Consider the following 20,200-nt stretch of genomic DNA (forward strand, 5'->3'; position numbering starts at 1 on the left):
GCTTAGAAGCCGACGTAGTTGTACATCTCCAGGCGCATGCCGGTCTCCTGGACATCCAGGACGGAGACGCCGGCGTGGCGGGGATTGACCATCTTGGAGATGTCGATGCCCAGGCCGCGGGCGAGGTAGCGGCGGATCACGCCACCGTGGGCGACCACGCACACCATGTCGATGTCATTGTTGCGGGCGTGGGTCAACGCCTCAAAAATAGCGGAGTTGATGCGGAAGAAAAACTCGTCCATGCGTTCGCCACCCGGAGGGTTGAACTCGCCTAGGCCCCAGTCCTCGTACTCCTTCGGGTCCAGGTCAGCGATCAAGGAACCCTCCCAATCGCCCAAGTCGAACTCATTCAGGCGCGGATCCACCTTATCGATGTGCAGGTGAGCCGCCTCGGCGGTCTGGATCGTGCGCTGCAACGCAGAAGTGACCACGTAGCGCGGGGCAAGGTGGGCGATGATGGGACGGAGGCGCTCGGCCTGGGCGCGGCCTTCGTCGTTAATCGGGACATCTGTCTGGCCCTGCATGCGGCGCTCAATATTCCAGTCCGTGGCAGCGTGGCGGATCAGCATCAACTTCATAGGTATCACATTAGTCTCTGAACTGGCTTACCGCGACGAGACCGACAAGCAACACGGCGACGGGGACGAACATCGACAACCCCATCCCGAATCCCACGCCATAAGCCACGGTCATCTGCATCACCGCGCCCATCGCGGACTGGCCGATCACCGCACCCACCTGGCGGGACGTGTTGTACACACCGGAGCCGGCACCCATCACGTCGCTGGGCAGGTCGCGCATCGAAATCGCGGAGTTCGGCGACCAGCACAGACCATTAGCGATGCCAAGCAGGCTGATCGGCAGGATCATCCACCACTGGCTGGCGCCGGCGATCATGAACGCGCCGAACAGCACCATCGCGGTAATCATGGTGGTGAAACCGATTTGAGACACACGCCCAGGCGCCATCCGGTCCGTGAGGCGCCCTGCGATCGGCGCGAAAATCACGCTCAAGATGCCCATCGGGATCAGCATCAACCCGGCGGCGGTGCCGTCCATCCCCTTGCCCACCTGCAGGTACTGCATCAGCGGCAGCTGCACGGTGTACACCGCCACACCCAGCGTGAAGACTGCGACGATGCCGCGGGAGAAATTGTGCACATTAAAGAGCTTCAGCGGGATCAAGGCGTTCGGGCCGCGGCTTGCTTGACGACGAATCAGCGCGACAAACGCGAGCGCGCCGACGATCAGTGCCACCCACACTGGCCAACCCCAATCCCATTCGGGTCCCTGCTGGAAAGCGACTGTCACACCGGCGACGGCCACCAGCGAAATCAGTGCCGACCACAGATCAATCACGGCTGTTGTGCGCGGCAAGCGTGGCACGAACATTGCGACCATGGCGATAGAGAGCACACCCACCGGGATATAGACGGCGAACACCCAACGCCAGCCGCCGGCGTCGACAAGCACTCCCCCAAGCGCGGGCCCGAACAAACCGGCCGAGCCTGCTACCGCCGACCAATAGCCCAGCGCGGTGCCGCGGCTGCTGCGCGGGAAGATGCGGTTGATCACGGCGAGCGGCTGGGGGTTCAAGATCGCCCCACCGAAGCCCTGGATGGCGCGCAGGGCGATGAGAGCCTCGATGCTGGGTGCGAAAGCGCAGGCGCCGGCGGCCACCACGAAGATGATCATGCCGATGATGTACATGCGGCGCTGGCCGAAGCGATCGCCAAGCCTGCCTGTCACAAGCAGAGGGACAGCGAAGGTAAGCAGGTAAGCGGCAACCACCCAAATCATTTGGTTGGTGCTGGCCCCAAGGTCCTCTGCAATCGCCGGCAGCGCCACCGCCACCATGGATTGATCAATCAGGGTAAGAAAAAGGCCCACACACAACGCGGCAAGGGCGCGATAAGCGGCGGGCTTCGAAATTTCAGTTGGGGTACTCACCCGGTACAACATACCTATGTTGCAGGTGTTTGTGTGGAGGAGGGGGTTTCGGTGCTGGTGTTAGCTCGCTGGTGGGATTCGCGCATGGCGGTGGCGATCGATCTTGCGGGTTCTTCCACGCACACCTTCCCGATATTGGTGCGCGGCAACAATAGCTGCAGCACCGCGTTGAAGAAAAACAACAAGAGAGACTTGTCTAAAAATTGGGTGACCACGGTGTGGTAGATCATCACCCTGATCTCGTCGGACTCCACCAAGGAAATGAAGTTATACAGATGTTGTGTTCCGGCATGATATAGCCCGTCAAAGACCGTGAAGTAATCAATGAGCAGGACGGTGCCTGACACCATCCCTAAGACGCACCCGGTCGTTATGAGCCTTGGTACCGTCGCGGTCCACCCTTCCACCATCGCAAACCACAGGAAGGCGCCCGGAATCATGAAAATTAACACCATGGGCAAAATGGCGGGCGTGATGAGGCTGCCAAGCACCGTAGTAAAAGCGCCCACTCCCATCGCGGCAAGTGGCCCTGCTGCGAATCCGACGAAAATGGAGCCCATAATGGAGAAATACAGGGGCACTTCCAGCGCGTGTGTCAGGGTGGTAAACCCCAGGTTGAGGCCGACACCAAGCACCCATAGCCAGAGGGCCTTAACTCCGTGGTCGCGCACTGTTGGGGTGAATGCAATAGTCCCGGCCACGATGATCAGCAAGAAGGCAATGACATAGATCGGATGGCCGAAGACGTTGTCCGGCACATGGGTGTCCGTCACCACAATCATCGCCCACGCCAGTGTCCCTATGATTAACGCGATGCCACAGAGCCACGCCAACGCTGTTTGATCACTGAACGGGCCTTTGCGACCCGTGTGGTTGAGGTGGGATTCCACGGCGCCGCCTTTTCACGGTTGGTCTAGTCTTTTCCCCACTATATTAACGGTGGCAAGTACCTGTGTATCACTTACGCTTGTTCACTCGACGAAGGCGCAGCTGGGAGGTGGCCAGTGTCTCGCGCCCGAAGATCCATACGACTACCGCGACCAAGGCGAGCACGCCGCATACACCGAAGGCCACCGTGAATCCATAGCGCTCCGCGAGAGCACCGATCACGATGGGGCCCGCGATCTGTCCAGCATCCATGCTCATCTGGAAAGTCGACAAGGCCTTACCGCCGGAGCGCTGGTTGCCGATGACGTCGGCAAGCACTGCTTGCTGCCCCGGGTTCAACAGGCCGGATCCCATGCCGGCTAAGGCGGAGACGATGATCAGTGGCCAGAAGGAATCGGCGAAGCCCATGCCGCCGGTAAAGATCGCCGAGAACACCAACCCCGACAAGATCAGTGGCTTGCGGCCAATGGTGTCCGCCAACCGCCCGGAGAACTGCAACGCAATCGCGTTACCCGCGGCAAAGGCTGCCATCGCCAGGCCCGCTGCAGCGCTACCGTGTTCGAACACCGCCGCCGCAAAGAGGGGCAGTACGGCCACGCGCACGCCCATGTTGATCCAGCCGTGCGCGAAGTTGGACACCAGAACGGAGCGGTACGCTGAATCCGACACCGCTTCCTTCAGTTCTAAAGGTGGCAGGGTGGCCTTCTTCTCATCCTCGTCGCTACGCGGCATGGCCTTCCACACGACGAAGGCGGCCAACCCCACGCCCACGCCATAGATAACGAACGGCCAGCGCATACCCAAAAAGGACATAGCCGCGCCAGCGACCGGCCCGACGATATTACCCAACAGGAACGCCGTGCCGTACACGGAGGAAGCGCGGCCGCGAATCGACGGTGGCGCCACCTTCACGATCATCCCCATCGCAGAGATCGAGAACATCGTCGACCCGATGCCTGCGATCGTCCGCAGCACCAAAACATGCCAATACGCCTGGGTGATCGCGACCAACCCGGTAGCTACAGCAACGACGATCAGCCCGGTCAAGTACACCTTGCGCGAACCGACCTTATCGACGAGGCGCCCGGCCCACGGCGCGCCCAGAAGGCGCGCGGCCGAAAACACCGACACCACTGCACCGGCCGCAGCCATGGAGACGCCGAAGCTCACCGCGAACTGCGGGATGATCGGGGCGATGAGGCCATAACCTAAGGCGATGAGAAACGCCGCGGAGACCAAGACCCAGATCTCCTTGGGAATCTTGACGGGGGCCTGACCAGCCTCGTGTGATGTAGAAGAGTCATTCATTGTGCCTATTAGCCTATCCCCTTTTCATACGGAAGCTATTTCTCTCCATTTTTCGAACATTAGCTCTATGGTCTAGGTGGTCGTGTCGCACCCACGTTCTAGTGTGTGAGCCATGAACAACAACTTTTCTCTGACCATCCGCCCCACCGTCGACAGCCTGCGCCTCCACCACCCAGACACCTTGGAGGGTGCAGCAAGCCGGATCCGCCATCCCCGAAGCCTGGCTCGACCCGTCCCCTCATGGCGGCCGCCGATCATGAAACTTCCAGGTGGTGCAGGCGCTCCCCCACTCAACCTGGCGATCAGCCGGCATCGCGTCGGCCCCCGCGCTGCAGCACGGATCCGTGGGTTTGGCGAAAAGCGCACGCCCGCCTACCTCGTCAGCGTGCGGGTTACAGACCCCACTGGCAGGCCAACAGACCGCGACATAGCCGAAACGTGGATCCGCGCATTGCTTCCCGACGATGTCGGCGACAAAGTTCACGAGGTCGACTCACACAAGGCGGTGACCTACGTGTGGATCGTGGACGGCAGCTTCAACCTGCTTGAATCGCCCGCCTCATTGTTCGAGGGAATGGCTGCCGCTTAGCGCCTAGTCCTCGTCGTCGAGCTCTTCTTCGTCGAGCTCCTCGTCGTCGAAATCATAGTCATCGTCATCAAGCTCATCATCATCGGCGCCGAAGATGTCGTAGACCATTGGTTCGTCGAAGTCATCATCACTGACCGGAAGGAGTTGAGATTCCCACTCCTCGGCCTGATCAGCAGCCAAAGACAGCACGTCAAACAGCCGGTCGAAATCTGCGAAGGTGCCCAGGTCGAGGATTTCTCCGTCAAGATCAGCCTCAATCACCAAGTCATCGAACAGTCGCTGGCGGTCCTCGTCGGAAAGCTCGGCATCGCCGTCGGACTCCCACAGTTCGTCGATCGCCTGATCCACCATGTCTTCGTAACCGGTACCCAAAGCGATGAACTCCACCGCGGCACTAGGCACACCGTCGATGACTTCCACCATGACCTGTAGCTCAGAGTTCTCGCCCACCTCGGCGCGCACCAGATTCGCATTCACGGCATCTTGGTAGAACTCCAGATCAGCGATGCGCTCATCGGTGCCCTCCAGAATGTCGCGCAACACAGTCACGACCTGATCGGTTGCGATGTGCTCGGCGACCGTACCCACCGCGGCGTCGACAGAGAACACCACAGAGACCAGCACGGCCTCGAAGTCCTCGTCATCTTCATCCACGTCCGCTGCAGCAATATAAACATTGGCTGCCGGGAGGTGCGGGTCAATCTCCACAAATTGGATCTCAACTTCCGCAGTGATGGGCACAAACATGGTGCCGTCGTGAACGCGCGACTCCACGCCCTCGTCGTCAAGCGCAGCGGCAATATCCTCGAAAAAGCTCATGTCGATATTTTCCTTCCCAGGTGAAAGCCACTACTCACAGCGGTGGTGACCGGCACCTAGCCTAGCTACTTTGAGGCAAACGCGCCGAAGATCAGCCCACGAATTACTCAACATCCGTTTCCAACGCCATACCCAGGAAATGAGCCACGCGCTGTTCGATATCTGCACGGCCCTCGCCCCAGTTCGTCATGTCGAAATCCGCCCACGCGCGACGCTTCGAACTCTTCGGGTCATACTCCACATAAGGCTCCGGCTCGAACACCGCGGTCGCCCGCCCCGGCGCGGCGTCGGAACGCCACGTGTATTCCGGCCACTGTGACCCTGGCCTGCCGTGGTGGAAAAACTGGCCCCAGTGATACTGCATGCGCTCACTGGTTTCCTCGAAGCCCTCGGTGGACAACAAGTTGTCAAACTTCGATGCACGCGTGGTGCCCGGCGCGCCAAACACGGCCGTCAGGTCGGAGGCGTGGATAGCGCCTAGGCCCAGTCGTCGCATGGTGGAGTTGGCGTAATCGAAGCGGTACATCCAGGTCGGTGCCACGCTGCGGTGATTGGTGGCTACTGACACGGCCGGCGCCCAGAAGAGGGCGTCCGCGATCAGTTCGGCAAAGTCCGAGCGTTCCACTGCTCCCCTATAGGCAGCCAGCACCTGGTCTGCGTGGACGGGGTCGAAGACGTCCAGCAGCCGTTTGGCAGCGGCGTGACGTTTCTTCGTGCGCAGGTACATCGCCTTGGCAAAGCTTGCCTCATCTGAGTTGGTGCCGATGATCAGCGGAACCGGCGCCTGCTTTCCCTCGGCGAAGGTGTCCAGTGGGTGTTGCGGCATGGTGGCCGATTCCAGGGTGGGCATGAAGGCAGAGTTGAAATACATCAGCTCACCACCACGGATGGTCATGGCCTGGCCGGTGCGCACGAGCTCAACGCCATCAACCTCGCGCAGGTCATCCAGGGTGGATAGGCGCGACATGCCCATCATGTCCAACAGTCGGGTGGCCCACCATGCCGACTGGATGCGGGTATGCACTGAGCCGATTGGCGGGGATTGTGCGATTGCACGGTGGAATAGACCACGGGCGGGTGGAGAGCTCATCAGATGGATCACCGAAGCCCCGCCTGCGGACTCACCCATGATGGTCACGTTGTTCGGGTCGCCGCCGAAGCCCGCAATATTGTCGCGCACCCACTCCAGCGACAAGATCTGGTCACGCAGCGCCGGGTTGGGCACGCAATCCGGGCCAATGGAGCGCAGGTCCAGGTATCCCAGCACGCCCAGGCGGAAATTCACGGAGACGTACAGCACGCGCGCCTCGGTGGCCAGGTTGTGGCCTTGGAGAACCTCTTCGTTAGATGAGCCCATGAGGAAGGAGCCACCGTGGAAATACACCACGACGGGCAGTTCTTCCCCGTCTTCATAATCTTTCGGGCGGACGATGTCGAGGTGGAGACAGTCTTCACTGCCGATGGTTTTGCCGACCAGGCTGTAGGTGCCCTGGAGCGCGGGCGGGGCGAATTCGGAGCAGTCGCGGATCCCGCCCCATGGTTGTACCGGTTGCGGGGCGCAGAACCGGTTCGCCCCTGACGTGTCTGCGCCAAAGGGAACCCCGCGCCATGTGGCGCAGCCGGTAGTGGGATCGGCAACGCCGCGAACATCCCCGGCCGTCGTCGTGACGACGAGGTGGTCGGAGCTTCCTGCGTAAGTACGATCAATCATTGGCATGCCTCCCACCGTAGTAACTCTTGCAGCGGGCCCGGAGGTCACAAGTTGGTTAAGGCGGAAATTTTCACTGGGCGCTATCCGCTGTGTTTATTGTTAACCCTCTACACTTTAGTAAAAATGCATATCTTATGAGGAGGCCACCATGGCACGTAGCGACGAAAAACTCCAGCTGACAGACGACGCAACCACCGAAGACGAGATCATGGACGCCGTTGGCACTGATCCCGAAACCGTCGAAGAGATGGAAAAAAGCGCGGGCCCAGTGGGGCGTGCGCTTATTAGTGCCGTGGACAAAGCAGTGCATATCCAGGGCAGCACTATTAAACGTTATGTGGATCGGCTGCGGCGAAAGAACCCGGATGCATCTCCTGCAGACCTGCAGGAGATTATGGACAAGCATTTCTTAACCACGGTCTCTGGCACCGGCGCTGGTGTGGGGGCCGCTGCGGCGATTCCAGGGATCGGATTGTTCACGGGCGCTGCCGCGGTGGCCGGTGAATCCGTGGTCTTTTTGGATTTTGCCGCGGTCTACACGGTGGCTAGCGCTTACCTGCGCGGTGTCGATATCTCGGACCCGGAGCGTCGTCGTGCGCTCGTGCTCATCGTCTTGCTGGGGACAAAAGGTACCGCCATCGTCGAGGCGTTGATGGGCGATGCAGCTAAAGGCGCGCCTGTAGTGTCGAACCTGTCGCGCTTTTCCGCCCCCAAACTGACTACGGTCAACAATCGTCTCATGCGTTTTGCTCTGAAGCGCGTTACACGCAGGTTTGCCACCGCGTGGATTGGCAAGCTGCTGCCGTTGGGGCTTGGTGCGGTTGCGGGCACCATGGTCAATCGCAAATTGGCCAAGGAGGTCATCAACAACGTCTCCAGGGATCTCGGCCCCGCCCCGGCCAACTTCCTCACTGAGATCGAACCTGCCGTACGCGAAGAAGACCTCGAGGCGGAAGAAGAGAAAGAGTTGGAACATTTGACCGGGCAGTCAAAGAAGCAGGGTAAGGTCAAAAATATGCTCAGCAACGCCAAGGATTCTGTAGGCAACGCCGTGGGCGGTGTAGTTGATCGTTTCAAGCGGAACTAACTAGCAAAGGAAGTTTGATCTGTCAGTGCAATCGTCGGCAAGTAGTGGTGCGCGCCTGATCGGACGCATCCTGGCTCGCCGGCCGTGGGTAGCAGCCCTCGCTTTTGGCAGCGCTATCCTTGCCGTTTTACTCCAAGTCACGGTTCCTGCCTTGACTGGACAAGCTATCGACGTGGCCACCGGCACTACCTCAGGCTCCATCCCCACCATCGCCTGGTTGATGGTGGGCGTTGCCGTGGTGCAGTACCTCGCACAGATCATCAGGCGTTGGTCCGCAGGGCACCTGTCTATCGGCGCGCAGCACCTTCTGCGTGTGGAACTGCTGGATTCGCTCAACGCGCTCGACGGGCCGGGCCAGGACAAGATCGTCACTGGCCAGATCGTCTCGCGCTCCATCAGTGATCTCAACCAATTCCAGTCGGTCCTGGCCATGGGCCCGCTAGCGTTCTCGCGCGCGATCCAGTTGGTGGTCACGGTCGGCGTGATGCTCACCATGAGCATTCCCCTTACCGTCCTCTCGCTGGCATTCCTGCCGGTCATTTTGTGGATCGCCAACCGCTCCCGTAAGACCCTGTACGCCGCCACGTGGGAGAACCAGCAGGCATCCGCCGACCTTGCAGAACACGTCGAACAAACCGTCTCTGGTGTGCGCGTGGTCAAAGCCTTCGGGCGTGAGGCCCGCGCCGTCGATACGCTCGAGCAGCTCGGCCGCCGCCTCTACGCGGTGAAGATGCGCGCCGCGAAACTCACCGCCAGGTTCCGCCCCCTGCTATCCCAACTGCCCAACTTCGCCCTTGTGATCACCATCGTCCTCGGCGGCCTGTTAGCAATCCGCGGCGCGATCACCGTCGGCGAATTCGTCGCATTCACCGCGTACCTGACCACGATGACCTCCACGATGAGCATGCTCACCAACACCTACGTGGCCATCCAGATGGGCATGAGCTCTGTCGACCGTCTCAACGAAGTCCTCCACCTCCGCCCGGAGCGCACCGAGCCCTCCGCTCCGCTCTCGCTTGCCGACGAGCCCCTCGGCATCGCCTTCGATGCTGTCGATTTTGGGGACGACGGCCACCAAATCCTTGAAGATTTCACGGTGCGCGTCACCCCCGGCGAAACCGTGGCCGTGGTTGGCGGACCCGGCGCGGGAAAGTCCATGGCCGTGCAACTCGCCGGAGGGTTTTATACCCCCGATGCCGGCACCATCTCCTTGGTGGGGTCGCGCGACTACCCCTATGAGCACCTCCACAGCCACGACATCCGTTCGGCTGTGACCTGCGTGTTCGACGAGCCTTTCCTGTTTTCCACCACCATCTTCGACAACATCGCCATGGGCCTTGATGTCACCGAGGCCGAGGTCGCCCATGCTGCTCATCTGGCGCGTGCCGACGAGTTCATCGACGATCTTGACGACGGCTACCAGACCGTCGTTGGCGAGCGCGGGCTGACTCTTTCAGGCGGGCAACGCCAACGCATTGCACTCGCCCGAGCACTGCTGTCGCGGCCCAAGGTGATGATCCTCGACGACGCCACCAGCGCGATCGATGCCGAAAACGAAAAGATCATCCTGGATAACCTCCGCGCCGAACTTCGCGAGACCACCGTGATCGCCATTGCACACCGGCAGTCCACGGTGGAGCGCGCTGACCGCGTGCTCATCGTCGAGGATGGTCAAGTGATCGCCGACGGGCCACGCGAACAGGTGGTCGCTAACCCCGCTTATACGGCGCTGATGGCCCCTGCCGAGAACCCCACGGAGCACACCCCTGCCCTAGCGGTGCCCACCCAGGAAGAGCTGTGGCCGGTCGTCGATAAGCCTGATACCGGCCCACGAGTCGCTGCGACCGGCTCGCGCCATGGCGCTGTGATTACGGAGACTGAGGGGCTGAAAGCGCGCGTGGAGGCGCTGCCCCCAGCTGATGAAGAGCCCAAACTCGACCCGGAAGCCCTGACGCGCCATGACAGTACTTTTCGGATTCGTCGCCTGTTCACGGCGGTGCGCGGGCTGATCGCCGCCGTCGTTGCATTGCTGGTCGTGGGGGTTGTGGCGGACCTCGCCTTCCCCACGCTGGTGCGTGCCGCCATCGACCGTGGCATCGTCGCCGGTGATACCCGCACCCTGTGGGTGGTCGCCGGGCTGGCGGCCTTGGTCGTTCTCACGTCCTGGGCCTCGAACGTGTGGATGACGGTGCTGGCCTCGCGCTCGGGCGAAAAGCTGCTCTATGGCCTGCGGCTGCGCAGCTATGCCCATCTGCAGCGGCTGGGCCTAAGTTTCTTTGAGAGTCACCTCTCCGGGCGGATCATGACCCGGATGACTACCGATATCGACACATTGTCGAACTTCCTGCAGACGGGCCTGGCCCAAGCCATCGTATCGCTGGGCACGCTGGTCGGCGTCAGCGTGATGCTGGTGGCCACCGACGGATCGCTGACCCTGGTGGCGGTGTCCGTTGTCCCGGTGATCATCGTGGTCACCATCATCTTCCGCGTGCTGTCGCGGCGCTACTACACGGCCGCGCGCATGCAGGTCTCTGCCGTGAATGGGCAGTTTGCTGAACTGATCGGCGGGATCCGCACCAGCCAGATGCACCTGCTGGAGACCCGCACGCATGCTTCTTTCGCCGCGGAATCGGATAAGTACCGCCGCCTGCGCATGCGTTCACAACTGCTGGTAGCGCTCTACTTCCCTGGTATGCAGGCGGTCTCTCAAATCATGACGGCGGTGGTGGTCGGCATCGGTGCCGCACGCGTGGCCGCCGGCGATCTCTCCGTGGGCGTTGTGGTGGCCTTTACGATGTATTTAGGCCAGCTTTACGGGCCGATCCAACAGCTGGGTCAACTCTTCGATTCCTGGCAGCAGGCGACGGTGAGTTTCAGCCGCATTTCCGAGCTGCTGGCCACCGACACCACCGTGCCCGATACCGGCACCAATCCCGGTGCCCACGAAGCCGCCGAAGGCCCGATCGCATTTGACGATGTGAGCTTCCGCTACGGCGGAGCTAAAACTTCAGACGATGCTGAGGATTCGGGCGAGCCGGGCGCAAGAAATATCATTAACCAACTTTCGATTACCCTCAATCCCGGTCAAACCGTCGCCCTTGTTGGTCCGACGGGTGCCGGCAAGTCGACCGTCGTGAAGCTCATCGCACGTTTCTATGACCCCGTTTCGGGGGCAGTGAAGGCCTCCGGCTCTGAAATTTCCAGCTTCCCGGTAGCCCAGTGGCGCCGAGAAGTCGCCCAAGTCCCCCAGGAGTCCTACCTTTTCCCAGGCACGGTGGCCGAAAATATTGCTTATGGACGCGATGGCGCCACAGATCATGAAGTGGAACAAGCCGTCGCTGCCATCGGTGCCTTGCCTGTCATCGCGGCGATACCCGGCGGCTTTAACCACCGCATTGGCGAACGCGGGCGCGGCCTCTCCGCAGGCCAGCGCCAGATCATCGCGCTGGCGCGTGCCGAGCTGATGCAGGCACCCATCGTGCTTCTCGACGAGGCGACCGCCACCTTGGACCCAGCCACCGAGCAAGCGGTGCTCGACGCCTCTGATAGAACGGCCTCCGGGCGCACAGCGGTGATCGTGGCGCACCGTCTGGCAACCGCTTTAAGGGCTGATCGGATACTAGTTATCGACAAGGGACGTATCATCGAAGACGGGTCGCATCACTCCCTCCTCCACCAGAACGGAAGGTATGCCCAAATGTGGCGAACCAACCACTAAAGGGGGTGAGTAGACTGGATTATTAAAGCATCATCCGGCCGTGTTCACACACTCGACGGATGGACAATTAAAGTCGATTGACAACCATCACAACGCACCAAGAAATGAGGCGAGCATCTGCCGTGAGCAGCGCTAGTACTTTCGGCCAAAACACCTGGCTGGTTGACGAGATGTTCCAGCAGTACCAACAGGATCCATCCAGTGTGGATGCTGAGTGGCGGGAACTCTTCGAAAAGAACGGGGCCCCTAAGTCTGCTAAGGAAGTGACCGCACCCACCGCTGGTGCCGGGGCTGCCAAGTCTCCCTCCAAAGAACAACAGACTCGCGAGACCAAGGTCGACGAGGCCGTAGAGAAGGCCGTAGAGAAGGTAGCAAAGCCAGCTACCAAGACCCCGAAGCCGAAGAAGAGCCCCCTGGACCGGATTCAGGAAGCACCTGAAGCCGAAGAGCGTCAGCTGAAGGGCACTTTCAAGGCCATCGCGAAGAACATGGACGAATCTCTGTCCATCCCAACCGCTACGACCGTGCGCGATATGCCGGTCAAGCTGATGTTTGAAAACCGCGCGCAGATCAACGATCACTTGAAGCGCACCCGCGGTGGCAAGATCTCCTTTACTCACATCATCGGCTACGCCATCGTGAAGTCCGCGATGATCCACCCGGCGATGAATGTGCGTTATGAGCTCAAGGACAACAAGCCTTTTGTTATCCAACCGGAGCACATCAACCTGGGCCTAGCCATTGACCTGCCTCAGAAGGATGGTTCCCGCGCCCTGGTGGTTGCGGCGATCAAGGAATGCGAGACCAAGTCTTTCTCCGAGTTCGTTGATGCTTATGAGGACATCGTCGACCGCGCCCGCGAGAATAAGCTGAAGCTTGATGATTTCTCCGGCGTGACCATGTCGCTGACCAACCCCGGCGGCATCGGCACCCGCCACTCCATCCCACGCCTGACGAAGGGCCAAGGCTCCATCATCGGCGTCGGCGCCATGGATTACCCAGCCGAGTTCGCCGGTGCTTCCGAAGACCGCTTGGCTGAGTTGGGCGTCGGCAAGCTCGTTACGCTCACCTCCACCTACGATCACCGCGTGATCCAGGGCGCAGAGTCCGGCGAGTTCCTGCGTGACATCTCGCAGCTGCTTGTCGACGACAAGTTCTGGGATGAGATCTTCGAATCCATGGAGATCCCTTACGCTCCAATGCGTTGGGCACAGGACCAGCCAAATACTGGCCTGGACAAGAACACCCGCGTGATGCAGCTGATCGAGGCATACCGCTCCCGCGGCCACCTGATGGCTGATACCAACCCGATCCAATGGGAGCAGCCGGGCCTGCGCAAGCCGGATTCCCGTGACCTGCAGATGGAAACCCACGGCCTGACCCTGTGGGATCTGGACCGCACCTTCCACGTCGGTGGCTTCGGCGGCAAGGAAACCATGACTCTGCGCGAGGTGCTCACCCGCCTGCGCAGCGCCTACACCTTGCACGTCGGTGCTGAATACACCCACATCCTGGACCGCGATGAGCGCGAATGGCTGCAGGACCGCCTGGAGGCTGGCATGCCAAAGCCTTCCAACGCGGAGCAGAAGTACATCGTGCAGAAGCTCAACGCTGCTGAAGCGTTCGAGAACTTCCTGCAGACCAAGTACCTCGGTCAGAAGCGTTTCTCCCTCGAGGGCGCAGAGACCCTGATTCCGCTGATGGATGCCGTGATCGACACCGCCGCAGGCCAGGGCCTCGATGAGGTTGTCATCGGTATGCCTCACCGTGGTCGCCTCAACGTGCTGTTCAACATCGTCGGCAAGCCAGTGCGCACCATCTTCAACGAGTTTGAAGGCAACATGCAGTCCGGCCAGCAGGGCGGTTCTGGCGACGTGAAGTACCACCTCGGCTTCGAGGGCGAGCACGTCCAGATGTTCGGTGACAACGACATCAAGGTCACCCTCACCGCGAACCCGTCTCACCTCGAGGCAGTCGATCCTGTCATGGTGGGCCTGGCACGCGCAAAGCAGGACATCCTGGACAAGGGCAAGTCCGAGGACGGCTACAGCGTTGTGCCTCTGATGCTGCACGGCGACGCCTCCTTCGCAGGCCTGGGCGTGGTGCAGGAGACCCTGAACATGTCCCAGCTGCCTGGCTACACCGTCGGCGGCACCGTCCACGTCATCGTGAACAACCAGATTGGCTTTACGACGACGCCTGACTCCGGCCGTTCCACCTACTACGCCACTGACCTGGCCAAGGGCTTCGACTGCCCTGTCTTCCACGTCAACGGCGATGACCCTGAGGCAGCTGTGTGGGTTGCCCGCCTGGCTACCGAGTACCGTCGCCAGTTCGGCAAAGACGTCTTCATTGACCTGATCTGCTACCGTCTGCGCGGCCACAACGAGGCTGATGACCCAACGGTGACCCAGCCGAAGATGTACGAGAAGATCCACAACCACGATTCGGTGCGTACCCGTTACACCAACGACCTTGTTGGCCGTGGCGAACTGACCGACGAAGAGATCGAGATCGTCGAGCAGGACTTCAACGAGCAGCTGGACGCAGTCTTTGAGGATGTCAAGTCCACCGAGGGCAAGCCCAGCGAGCAGACTGGCATCACCCACTCGCAGGAGCTGACCAAGGGCCTGGATACCTCCATCTCCCAGGAAACCCTGGAGGCCCTGTCCGGTACGTACGCCAACCTGCCTGAGAAGTTCACCCCGAACAAGCGCGTTGGTTCCGTCCTGAAGAAGCGCGGCAACTCGGCCGACCAGGGCGATATCGACTGGGCATGGGGCGAGCTGCTGGCCTTCGGTTCCCTGGCTGCCGACGACGGCAAGCTGGTGCGCCTGGCCGGTGAGGATTCCCAGCGCGGTACCTTCACCCAGCGTCACGCTGTGCTCTACGACCCGAACACCGGCGAAGGCTTCAACCCGCTGCACCAGCACGCAGTTGGTGCTGGTAACGGCGGTAAGTTCCTCGTGTACAACTCCTCCCTGACCGAGTTCGCGGGCATGGGCTTTGAGTATGGATACACCGTGGGCAATGAGGACGCGGTTGTTGCATGGGAGGCACAGTTCGGCGACTTCGCCAACGGTGGCCAGACCATCATCGACGAGTACGTCTCCTCAGGTGAGACCAAGTGGGGCCAGCTGTCCAGCCTGATCCTTCTGCTGCCGCACGGCTACGAAGGCCAGGGGCCGGACCACTCCTCCGCACGCATCGAGCGCTTCCTGCAGCTGTGTGCTGAGGGCTCCATGACGGTTGCTCAGCCAACCACCCCGGCTAACCACTTCCACCTGCTGCGTCGTCAGGCTCTGGGCCAGATGAAGCGTCCACTGGTCGTCTTCACCCCGAAGTCCATGCTGCGCAACAAGGCTGCTGTGTCCCAGCCGGCTGACTTCACCGAGCAGACCTCCTTCCGCTCCGTGATCAACGACCCGAACCTAGTCGACGCCCAGAACGAGAAGGTCGGCGACACCGACAAGGTGACCACTGTCCTGCTCTGCTCCGGCAAGATCTACTACGAGCTGGAGAAGCGTCGCCAGAAGGATGAGCGCGACGACGTCGCCATCGTCCGTATCGAGATGCTGCACCCGATCCCATTCAACCGCTTGGGTGAGGCATTCGAGCACTACCCGAACATGAAGGAGCTGCGCTTCGTCCAGGACGAGCCAGCAAACCAAGGCCCATGGCCGTTCTACCAGGAGCACCTCAAGGAACTCCTGCCGGACTTGCCAGAGCTCCAGCGCGTCTCCCGCCGTGCGCAGTCCACCACCGCAACCGGTGTGTCGAAGGTGCACCAGATGGAAGAGGAGCAGCTGATCGACGAGGCATTCGCCAAGTAACAGCGCTCTAGCGACATAGAAGTTGGCCGCGCCTGACAGTGATTGTCGGGCGCGGCCCTCTTTTGTTCTTCGAGGTGGTTCGCGCTCCCCCTCTCGCCAGCAGCCCCGCAGCTGCCACCGCCGCCCCAGCCGGCGAAAAACCTAAACCGATATAGTCCTCGCTACATAGTGCGGGTCGCTTATTGAAAAGCGAATGGCATCACGCAGTATGTGGCGAGGACTATATCGGTTTGCGAAGTCGGTGGGCCGACTCGAGCACTATGTGGCGAGGACTATATCGGTTTGCGAAAAGGGTGCGCGGAAAACCACACACGCCCCCAGCCCACTATCTAGAGGATGATTTTTCGCTGGTAGCGGCCTCTTGGTCATACACGGAAGAAGTTGTGCTCAACCAATCCGCGACCACGGCGGACACCGAACCCTGGCGGCGTGCGCGTGTAATCAACTTGTCGATCTCTTCGGAAGACAACGACCGCGTCACGTTGTTAATCGCAGACATTTCTGCCCGCGTGAAGAGCTCCTTGTTAAATACCGGAACAATATTTTGCGGCAGGTAATAGTATTCGTCGCCCTTGCAGCCCTGTGCTGGCGAGGGGTCTGTCGTCGTTACGCCCCCTGGCAGCGATCCGACAAATTCGTCGTAAACGCGCTGCGATAAGTCATTGTAGTTCGCGTCGGTCGCCCCTCCGGAACCCGAATTCAGGCCGAATTCCTCCGTGATCGCATCCGCGGTCTCGGGGTTCATGGAACCGAGCAGTTCCCCGGTGCACCCCACGATGAAGTTCACTTCACCTTCTTGCAGCCTGGACATCCTGCCCTGGGCAGCGGGGTCAGTTTCCAGCGCCAGGCTGGAGTTGCGATCCTGTCCCAGCAAAGTTTGGTGGTAGATCTCCCCAAGCACCATCTGCTCACTGGATGTTGCGTTGACTGAGATGGAGATAGGGATGTCGTGGCTGGCCGTGTCCGCACTCGAGGGTTCCTGCGAGGTGCATCCAGACAAGACTAACCCGGCGACCAGCACAGATACTGTTGGGGCGACGCGCCTACTGGGGCGCTTTCCGACGAGGCGTTGCTGCGGAGTGGCCACTGTATCCGTATCCTTTCGGCCGCGGAAAAACTCTGAGATCTACATTAGATCAGAGTGTTGATCCTACCGGGTCTCGTCAGGGCGTGGCTCACCTGCCTGCGGTGCCTGGCCGGCCTGTGGTGCCTGAGGCGCGTTAACCTGTAGCGCTGCGATTGCATCGCGTGCTTCTGCTGCGCGCTGGGAGGAGCACAAAACGTCGTAACGCCCAGCGATGATCTGGGTGTGGGAGGAGAAGTCACGGGCACCGCCGGTTGCACCGTAGCTAATAGCAGCAAAGATCAGGCCGAAGATTGCGCCCATGATGACACCGGTGAGGATCGGAGCCCAGAAGCCCACGCTGAGGATGACCCAGAGCAAACCGAAGAAGAAGCCCCAGAATGCACCAGCCAGTGCACCGCTGCCTAGGACGCGACCCCAGGTCAGACGGCCTGTGATCTTCTCAACTTGCATCAGGTCGACGCCGACGATGGACAATTCCTGGACGGGAAATTCACGGTCGGAGAGGTGGTCAACGGCGCGCTGTGCTTCGGCGTATGTGTTGAAGCTACCGACTGGCCAACCTGCTGGTCGTTGGCGGATGCCACGTGGATTTTGATTCATAGTCATTTAGAGAAAATGCTCCTTGAATAATCGGGAAATTTAAAGTGCTTTCAATAGGGCAACGGTTCAAGTACGGGATAAGTTCCGATCAGGTCTAAAATTATGTGCATGAGTTCCATCACTCGCCTTTATGCAGGTCGCCTCTCCGGTCTTCAAGTCCGTGGACCCGATTATGAAGTGATTGGTCGCGTCAGGGATGTCGTCGTTACGCTCCGCCCACACCCTCAGCCCTCGCGTGTCTTAGGCTTGGTGGTTGAGTTAGTGAACAAGCGTCGGATCTTCCTGCCGATGCTGCGTGTCGCGTCGATCGATCCCACGGATATCATTCTGGCCACGGGTTCCGTCTCAATGCGCACGTTCCGTGCCCGTGCCGGCGAGCTGACCATTATCGGCGATGTGATCGGCACGCGCGTGTTCACCGACGATCCGGACTTCAAAGAGCTCCACGGCAAGCCCTGCGAGGTCGCTGACATAGAGATCGAGCAGACCCGCACGCGCGACTGGATCGTGTCCAAGGCGGCGGTGTTTACCGATCGTCGGAAGTTTGGCCGCGCACCCACGATGTACACGGTGCCTTGGTCGTCGATCGATGGCTTAGACCGTGACAGCCCTGCCGCCGCGCAAAGCCACGTGGTCGAGCACATCGCGATGTTCGACGACATGCGCCCGGCCGACGTCGCCAATTACCTCGCTGACCTGCCCGAGAAAACCATGTACACGCTGGCACGCGAGCTTGACGACGAGCGCCTGGCCGATGTGGTCCAAGAGCTACCCGAAGATGACCAGAAATCGCTTCTGGAAACAATGGACATCGAGCGCGCCGCAGACGTGCTGGAGGAGATGGATCCCGACGACGCCGCCGACATCCTGCAGGAGCTGAACTCATCGAAAGCTGAAGTTCTACTGGAGCTGATGGACCCGGAAGAGTCTGCACCCGTTCGCCGTCTGATGAGCTTCTCCCCGGAAACTGTGGGTGCGCTGATGACCCCGGAGCCACTGGTGCTCACCCCGCAAACCACCGTGGCAGAGGCCCTCGCCTTGGCACGCGACCCAGATTTGACCACCGCGTTGTCGTCGCTGGTCTTCGTCGTGCGCCCGCCCACCGCCACCCCGACCGGACGTTACCTCGGCTGCGTCCACCTGCAAAAACTGTTGCGGGAGCCGCCCTCGACGCTGATCGGCGGCATCCTCGACCCTGACCTGCCACAGCTCTACGCCGACGATTCGGAGGAGACCGCCGCGCGCTACTTCGCCACCTATAACTTGGTGTGCGGGCCGGTGCTTGACGACGATGGCCATCTCCTTGGTGCTGTCAGCGTGGATGACCTACTTGACCATTTGCTGCCAGAGAACTGGCGCGAAGACGATCTCCGACCACAGAAACAGACCCCACAGCGAGGTGTAAATCATGGCTGAGTACAACCGCTCTGATCTCGAGACTCCCGTCGGTGCGAAACGCCGCCGACTGATCCGCCTTGACGACGAAACAATCGGCGCGGGCGCGGAAAAGGTCGCCCGCTTCTTCGGCACCGGCCGCTACCTGATGTGGCAGACCGTGATCGTTGTTTTATGGATCGCGTTGAATATTGGTGGTTTCTGGTGGCAGTGGGACCCGTACCCCTTCATCTTGCTGAACCTGGCGTTTTCTACCCAGGCTGCCTATTCCGCTCCCCTGATCCTGCTGGCGCAGAACCGCCAAGAGGACCGCGATAAGGTCACGTTGGCGGCTGATCGTCGTCGTGATGAGCAAACGAAGGCGGATACTGAATTCCTCGCCCGTGAGCTGGCTAGCGTGCGCCTCTCCATGGGCGACATGGTCTCCCGCGACTACTTGCGTCACGAACTCGACGACGTCAAGAGCCTCTTGGAGCGCATTGAGGCAAAGCTCGATGATGCCTCTGCCGAAGACAATGAGACCTTCCACGACCTGGCTGAACCCATCCAAGGCGAAATCAGCAATAAATCTTAGGGTTTATTGACTGGGCGCGCTCGCCTATACTAAAGGACCACAATGACCACTTTGACTGAATCCGCTGTACGCAGCGCGCTATCCCGCGTAGAGGATCCCGAAATTGGCAAGCCGATTACCGAACTGGACATGGTGGACTCCATCCAGATCGACGGCAACAATGTCTCCGTCGAGGTGTTGCTCACCATTGCCGCTTGCCCCATGCGCAACACAATCGAAACTAACACCCGCGCAGCTCTAGAAGACATTGAAGGCGTAGGCGAGGTCACCGTCACCATGGGGTCGATGACTGATGAGCAGCGCAAGGCCCTGCGCCAACGCCTGCGCGGCGATGCCACCGAGCCTGAGATCCCGTTCGCGCAGCCGGGTTCAACCACCCGCGTGTTTGCTGTGGCATCGGGTAAGGGTGGCGTCGGCAAATCCTCCATGACGGCCAACCTGGCTGTCGCCATGGCCTCTCGCGGTTTGAAGGTGGGTATCGTCGACGCCGATATCTACGGCCACTCCATTCCGGGCCTGATGGGCTCTGTGGACCAGAGCCCCACCATGGTCGAAGACATGATCATGCCGCCGATCGCCCACGACGTGAAGCACATTTCCATTGGCCAGTTCGTTGAGGGCAACTCCCCCGTCGTCTGGCG

The 20,200-nt window shown here is 60.6% G+C and carries 15 protein-coding genes; 7 read left to right on the plus strand and 8 right to left on the minus strand.

Annotation, left to right across the window (positions count from 1 at the left end; genetic code table 11):
* Window positions 1–2: 2 nt before the first annotated feature.
* The 4 genes from ACHFGA_RS02545 to ACHFGA_RS02560 form a co-directional block, all read right to left on the minus strand.
* Window positions 3–578 (minus strand): histidine phosphatase family protein, encoded by a 576-nt coding sequence (locus tag ACHFGA_RS02545; RefSeq protein ID WP_018580894.1) that lies wholly within the window; start codon window positions 576–578, stop codon window positions 3–5.
* A gap of 10 nt (window positions 579–588) precedes the next feature.
* Window positions 589–1,962, minus strand: coding sequence for a DHA2 family efflux MFS transporter permease subunit (locus ACHFGA_RS02550; RefSeq protein WP_394280876.1), 1,374 nt, complete (start codon window positions 1,960–1,962; stop codon window positions 589–591).
* A 2-nt stretch (window positions 1,963–1,964) separates the two neighbouring features.
* Window positions 1,965–2,840, minus strand: a complete 876-nt coding sequence (locus tag ACHFGA_RS02555) for a hypothetical protein (RefSeq protein ID WP_394280877.1) — start codon at window positions 2,838–2,840, stop codon at window positions 1,965–1,967.
* 67 nt (window positions 2,841–2,907) lie between these two features.
* Entirely contained in the window at window positions 2,908–4,146 is a 1,239-nt protein-coding gene (locus ACHFGA_RS02560; protein WP_394280878.1) for an MFS transporter, read from the minus strand.
* A gap of 112 nt (window positions 4,147–4,258) precedes the next feature.
* Between ACHFGA_RS02560 and ACHFGA_RS02565 the strand changes: the two genes are divergently transcribed.
* Window positions 4,259–4,735 (plus strand): hypothetical protein, encoded by a 477-nt coding sequence (locus ACHFGA_RS02565; protein WP_394280879.1) that lies wholly within the window; start codon window positions 4,259–4,261, stop codon window positions 4,733–4,735.
* 3 nt (window positions 4,736–4,738) lie between these two features.
* Here ACHFGA_RS02565 and ACHFGA_RS02570 read toward each other — a convergent pair whose 3' ends face one another.
* Window positions 4,739–5,554 (minus strand): hypothetical protein, encoded by an 816-nt coding sequence (locus ACHFGA_RS02570; protein ID WP_394280880.1) that lies wholly within the window; start codon window positions 5,552–5,554, stop codon window positions 4,739–4,741.
* Window positions 5,555–5,657: 103 nt separating this feature from the next.
* Window positions 5,658–7,265, minus strand: coding sequence for a carboxylesterase/lipase family protein (locus ACHFGA_RS02575; protein WP_394280881.1), 1,608 nt, complete (start codon window positions 7,263–7,265; stop codon window positions 5,658–5,660).
* A gap of 148 nt (window positions 7,266–7,413) precedes the next feature.
* Here ACHFGA_RS02575 and ACHFGA_RS02580 point away from each other — a divergent pair, with 148 nt between their 5' ends.
* The 3 genes from ACHFGA_RS02580 (at window position 7,414) to ACHFGA_RS02590 (ending at window position 15,903) form a co-directional block, all read left to right on the plus strand.
* A complete protein-coding gene (locus tag ACHFGA_RS02580) occupies window positions 7,414–8,352 on the plus strand; it encodes a hypothetical protein (protein ID WP_394280882.1) in 939 nt (312 codons plus the stop codon).
* 25 nt (window positions 8,353–8,377) lie between these two features.
* Entirely contained in the window at window positions 8,378–12,070 is a 3,693-nt protein-coding gene (locus ACHFGA_RS02585; protein WP_394280883.1) for an ABC transporter ATP-binding protein, read from the plus strand.
* Window positions 12,071–12,192: 122 nt separating this feature from the next.
* The gene (locus ACHFGA_RS02590) at window positions 12,193–15,903 is read left to right on the plus strand and encodes a multifunctional oxoglutarate decarboxylase/oxoglutarate dehydrogenase thiamine pyrophosphate-binding subunit/dihydrolipoyllysine-residue succinyltransferase subunit (protein ID WP_394280884.1); all 3,711 of its coding nucleotides are present in this window, start codon (window positions 12,193–12,195) and stop codon (window positions 15,901–15,903) included.
* A gap of 325 nt (window positions 15,904–16,228) precedes the next feature.
* On the opposite strand, the gene ACHFGA_RS02595 is transcribed toward ACHFGA_RS02590, so the two are convergent.
* Window positions 16,229–16,990, minus strand: coding sequence for a hypothetical protein (locus ACHFGA_RS02595; protein ID WP_394280885.1), 762 nt, complete (start codon window positions 16,988–16,990; stop codon window positions 16,229–16,231).
* Between the two features lie 63 nt (window positions 16,991–17,053).
* A complete protein-coding gene (locus ACHFGA_RS02600) occupies window positions 17,054–17,596 on the minus strand; it encodes a general stress protein (protein ID WP_394280886.1) in 543 nt (180 codons plus the stop codon).
* A 102-nt stretch (window positions 17,597–17,698) separates the two neighbouring features.
* On the opposite strand from ACHFGA_RS02600, the gene ACHFGA_RS02605 reads away from it, so the two are divergent.
* The 3 genes from ACHFGA_RS02605 to ACHFGA_RS02615 form a co-directional block, all read left to right on the plus strand.
* Window positions 17,699–19,006, plus strand: coding sequence for a magnesium transporter MgtE N-terminal domain-containing protein (locus ACHFGA_RS02605; protein WP_394280887.1), 1,308 nt, complete (start codon window positions 17,699–17,701; stop codon window positions 19,004–19,006).
* Complete coding sequence (locus ACHFGA_RS02610) at window positions 18,999–19,559, plus strand: DUF1003 domain-containing protein (protein ID WP_394280888.1); 561 nt, start codon at window positions 18,999–19,001, stop codon at window positions 19,557–19,559. Before ACHFGA_RS02605 ends, ACHFGA_RS02610 begins: the two co-directional genes overlap by 8 nt.
* A gap of 42 nt (window positions 19,560–19,601) precedes the next feature.
* A partial coding sequence (locus ACHFGA_RS02615; protein WP_394280889.1) for a P-loop NTPase occupies window positions 19,602–20,200 on the plus strand: 599 nt, incomplete at its 3' end.

This window comes from Corynebacterium sp. (assembly GCF_043426755.1).
In the GTDB taxonomy this organism is placed as follows: domain Bacteria; phylum Actinomycetota; class Actinomycetes; order Mycobacteriales; family Mycobacteriaceae; genus Corynebacterium.

Coding starts and splice junctions, on each gene's coding strand:
- ACHFGA_RS02545 (WP_018580894.1), bottom strand. CDS start 578: ATGAAGTTGATGCTGATCCGCCACGCTGCCACGGACTGGAATATTGAG.
- ACHFGA_RS02550 (WP_394280876.1), bottom strand. CDS start 1,962: ATGTTGTACCGGGTGAGTACCCCAACTGAAATTTCGAAGCCCGCCGCT.
- ACHFGA_RS02560 (WP_394280878.1), bottom strand. CDS start 4,146: ATGAATGACTCTTCTACATCACACGAGGCTGGTCAGGCCCCCGTCAAG.
- ACHFGA_RS02565 (WP_394280879.1), top strand. CDS start 4,259: ATGAACAACAACTTTTCTCTGACCATCCGCCCCACCGTCGACAGCCTG.
- ACHFGA_RS02570 (WP_394280880.1), bottom strand. CDS start 5,554: ATGAGCTTTTTCGAGGATATTGCCGCTGCGCTTGACGACGAGGGCGTG.
- ACHFGA_RS02575 (WP_394280881.1), bottom strand. CDS start 7,265: ATGATTGATCGTACTTACGCAGGAAGCTCCGACCACCTCGTCGTCACG.
- ACHFGA_RS02580 (WP_394280882.1), top strand. CDS start 7,414: ATGGCACGTAGCGACGAAAAACTCCAGCTGACAGACGACGCAACCACC.
- ACHFGA_RS02600 (WP_394280886.1), bottom strand. CDS start 17,596: ATGACTATGAATCAAAATCCACGTGGCATCCGCCAACGACCAGCAGGT.
- ACHFGA_RS02605 (WP_394280887.1), top strand. CDS start 17,699: ATGAGTTCCATCACTCGCCTTTATGCAGGTCGCCTCTCCGGTCTTCAA.
- ACHFGA_RS02610 (WP_394280888.1), top strand. CDS start 18,999: ATGGCTGAGTACAACCGCTCTGATCTCGAGACTCCCGTCGGTGCGAAA.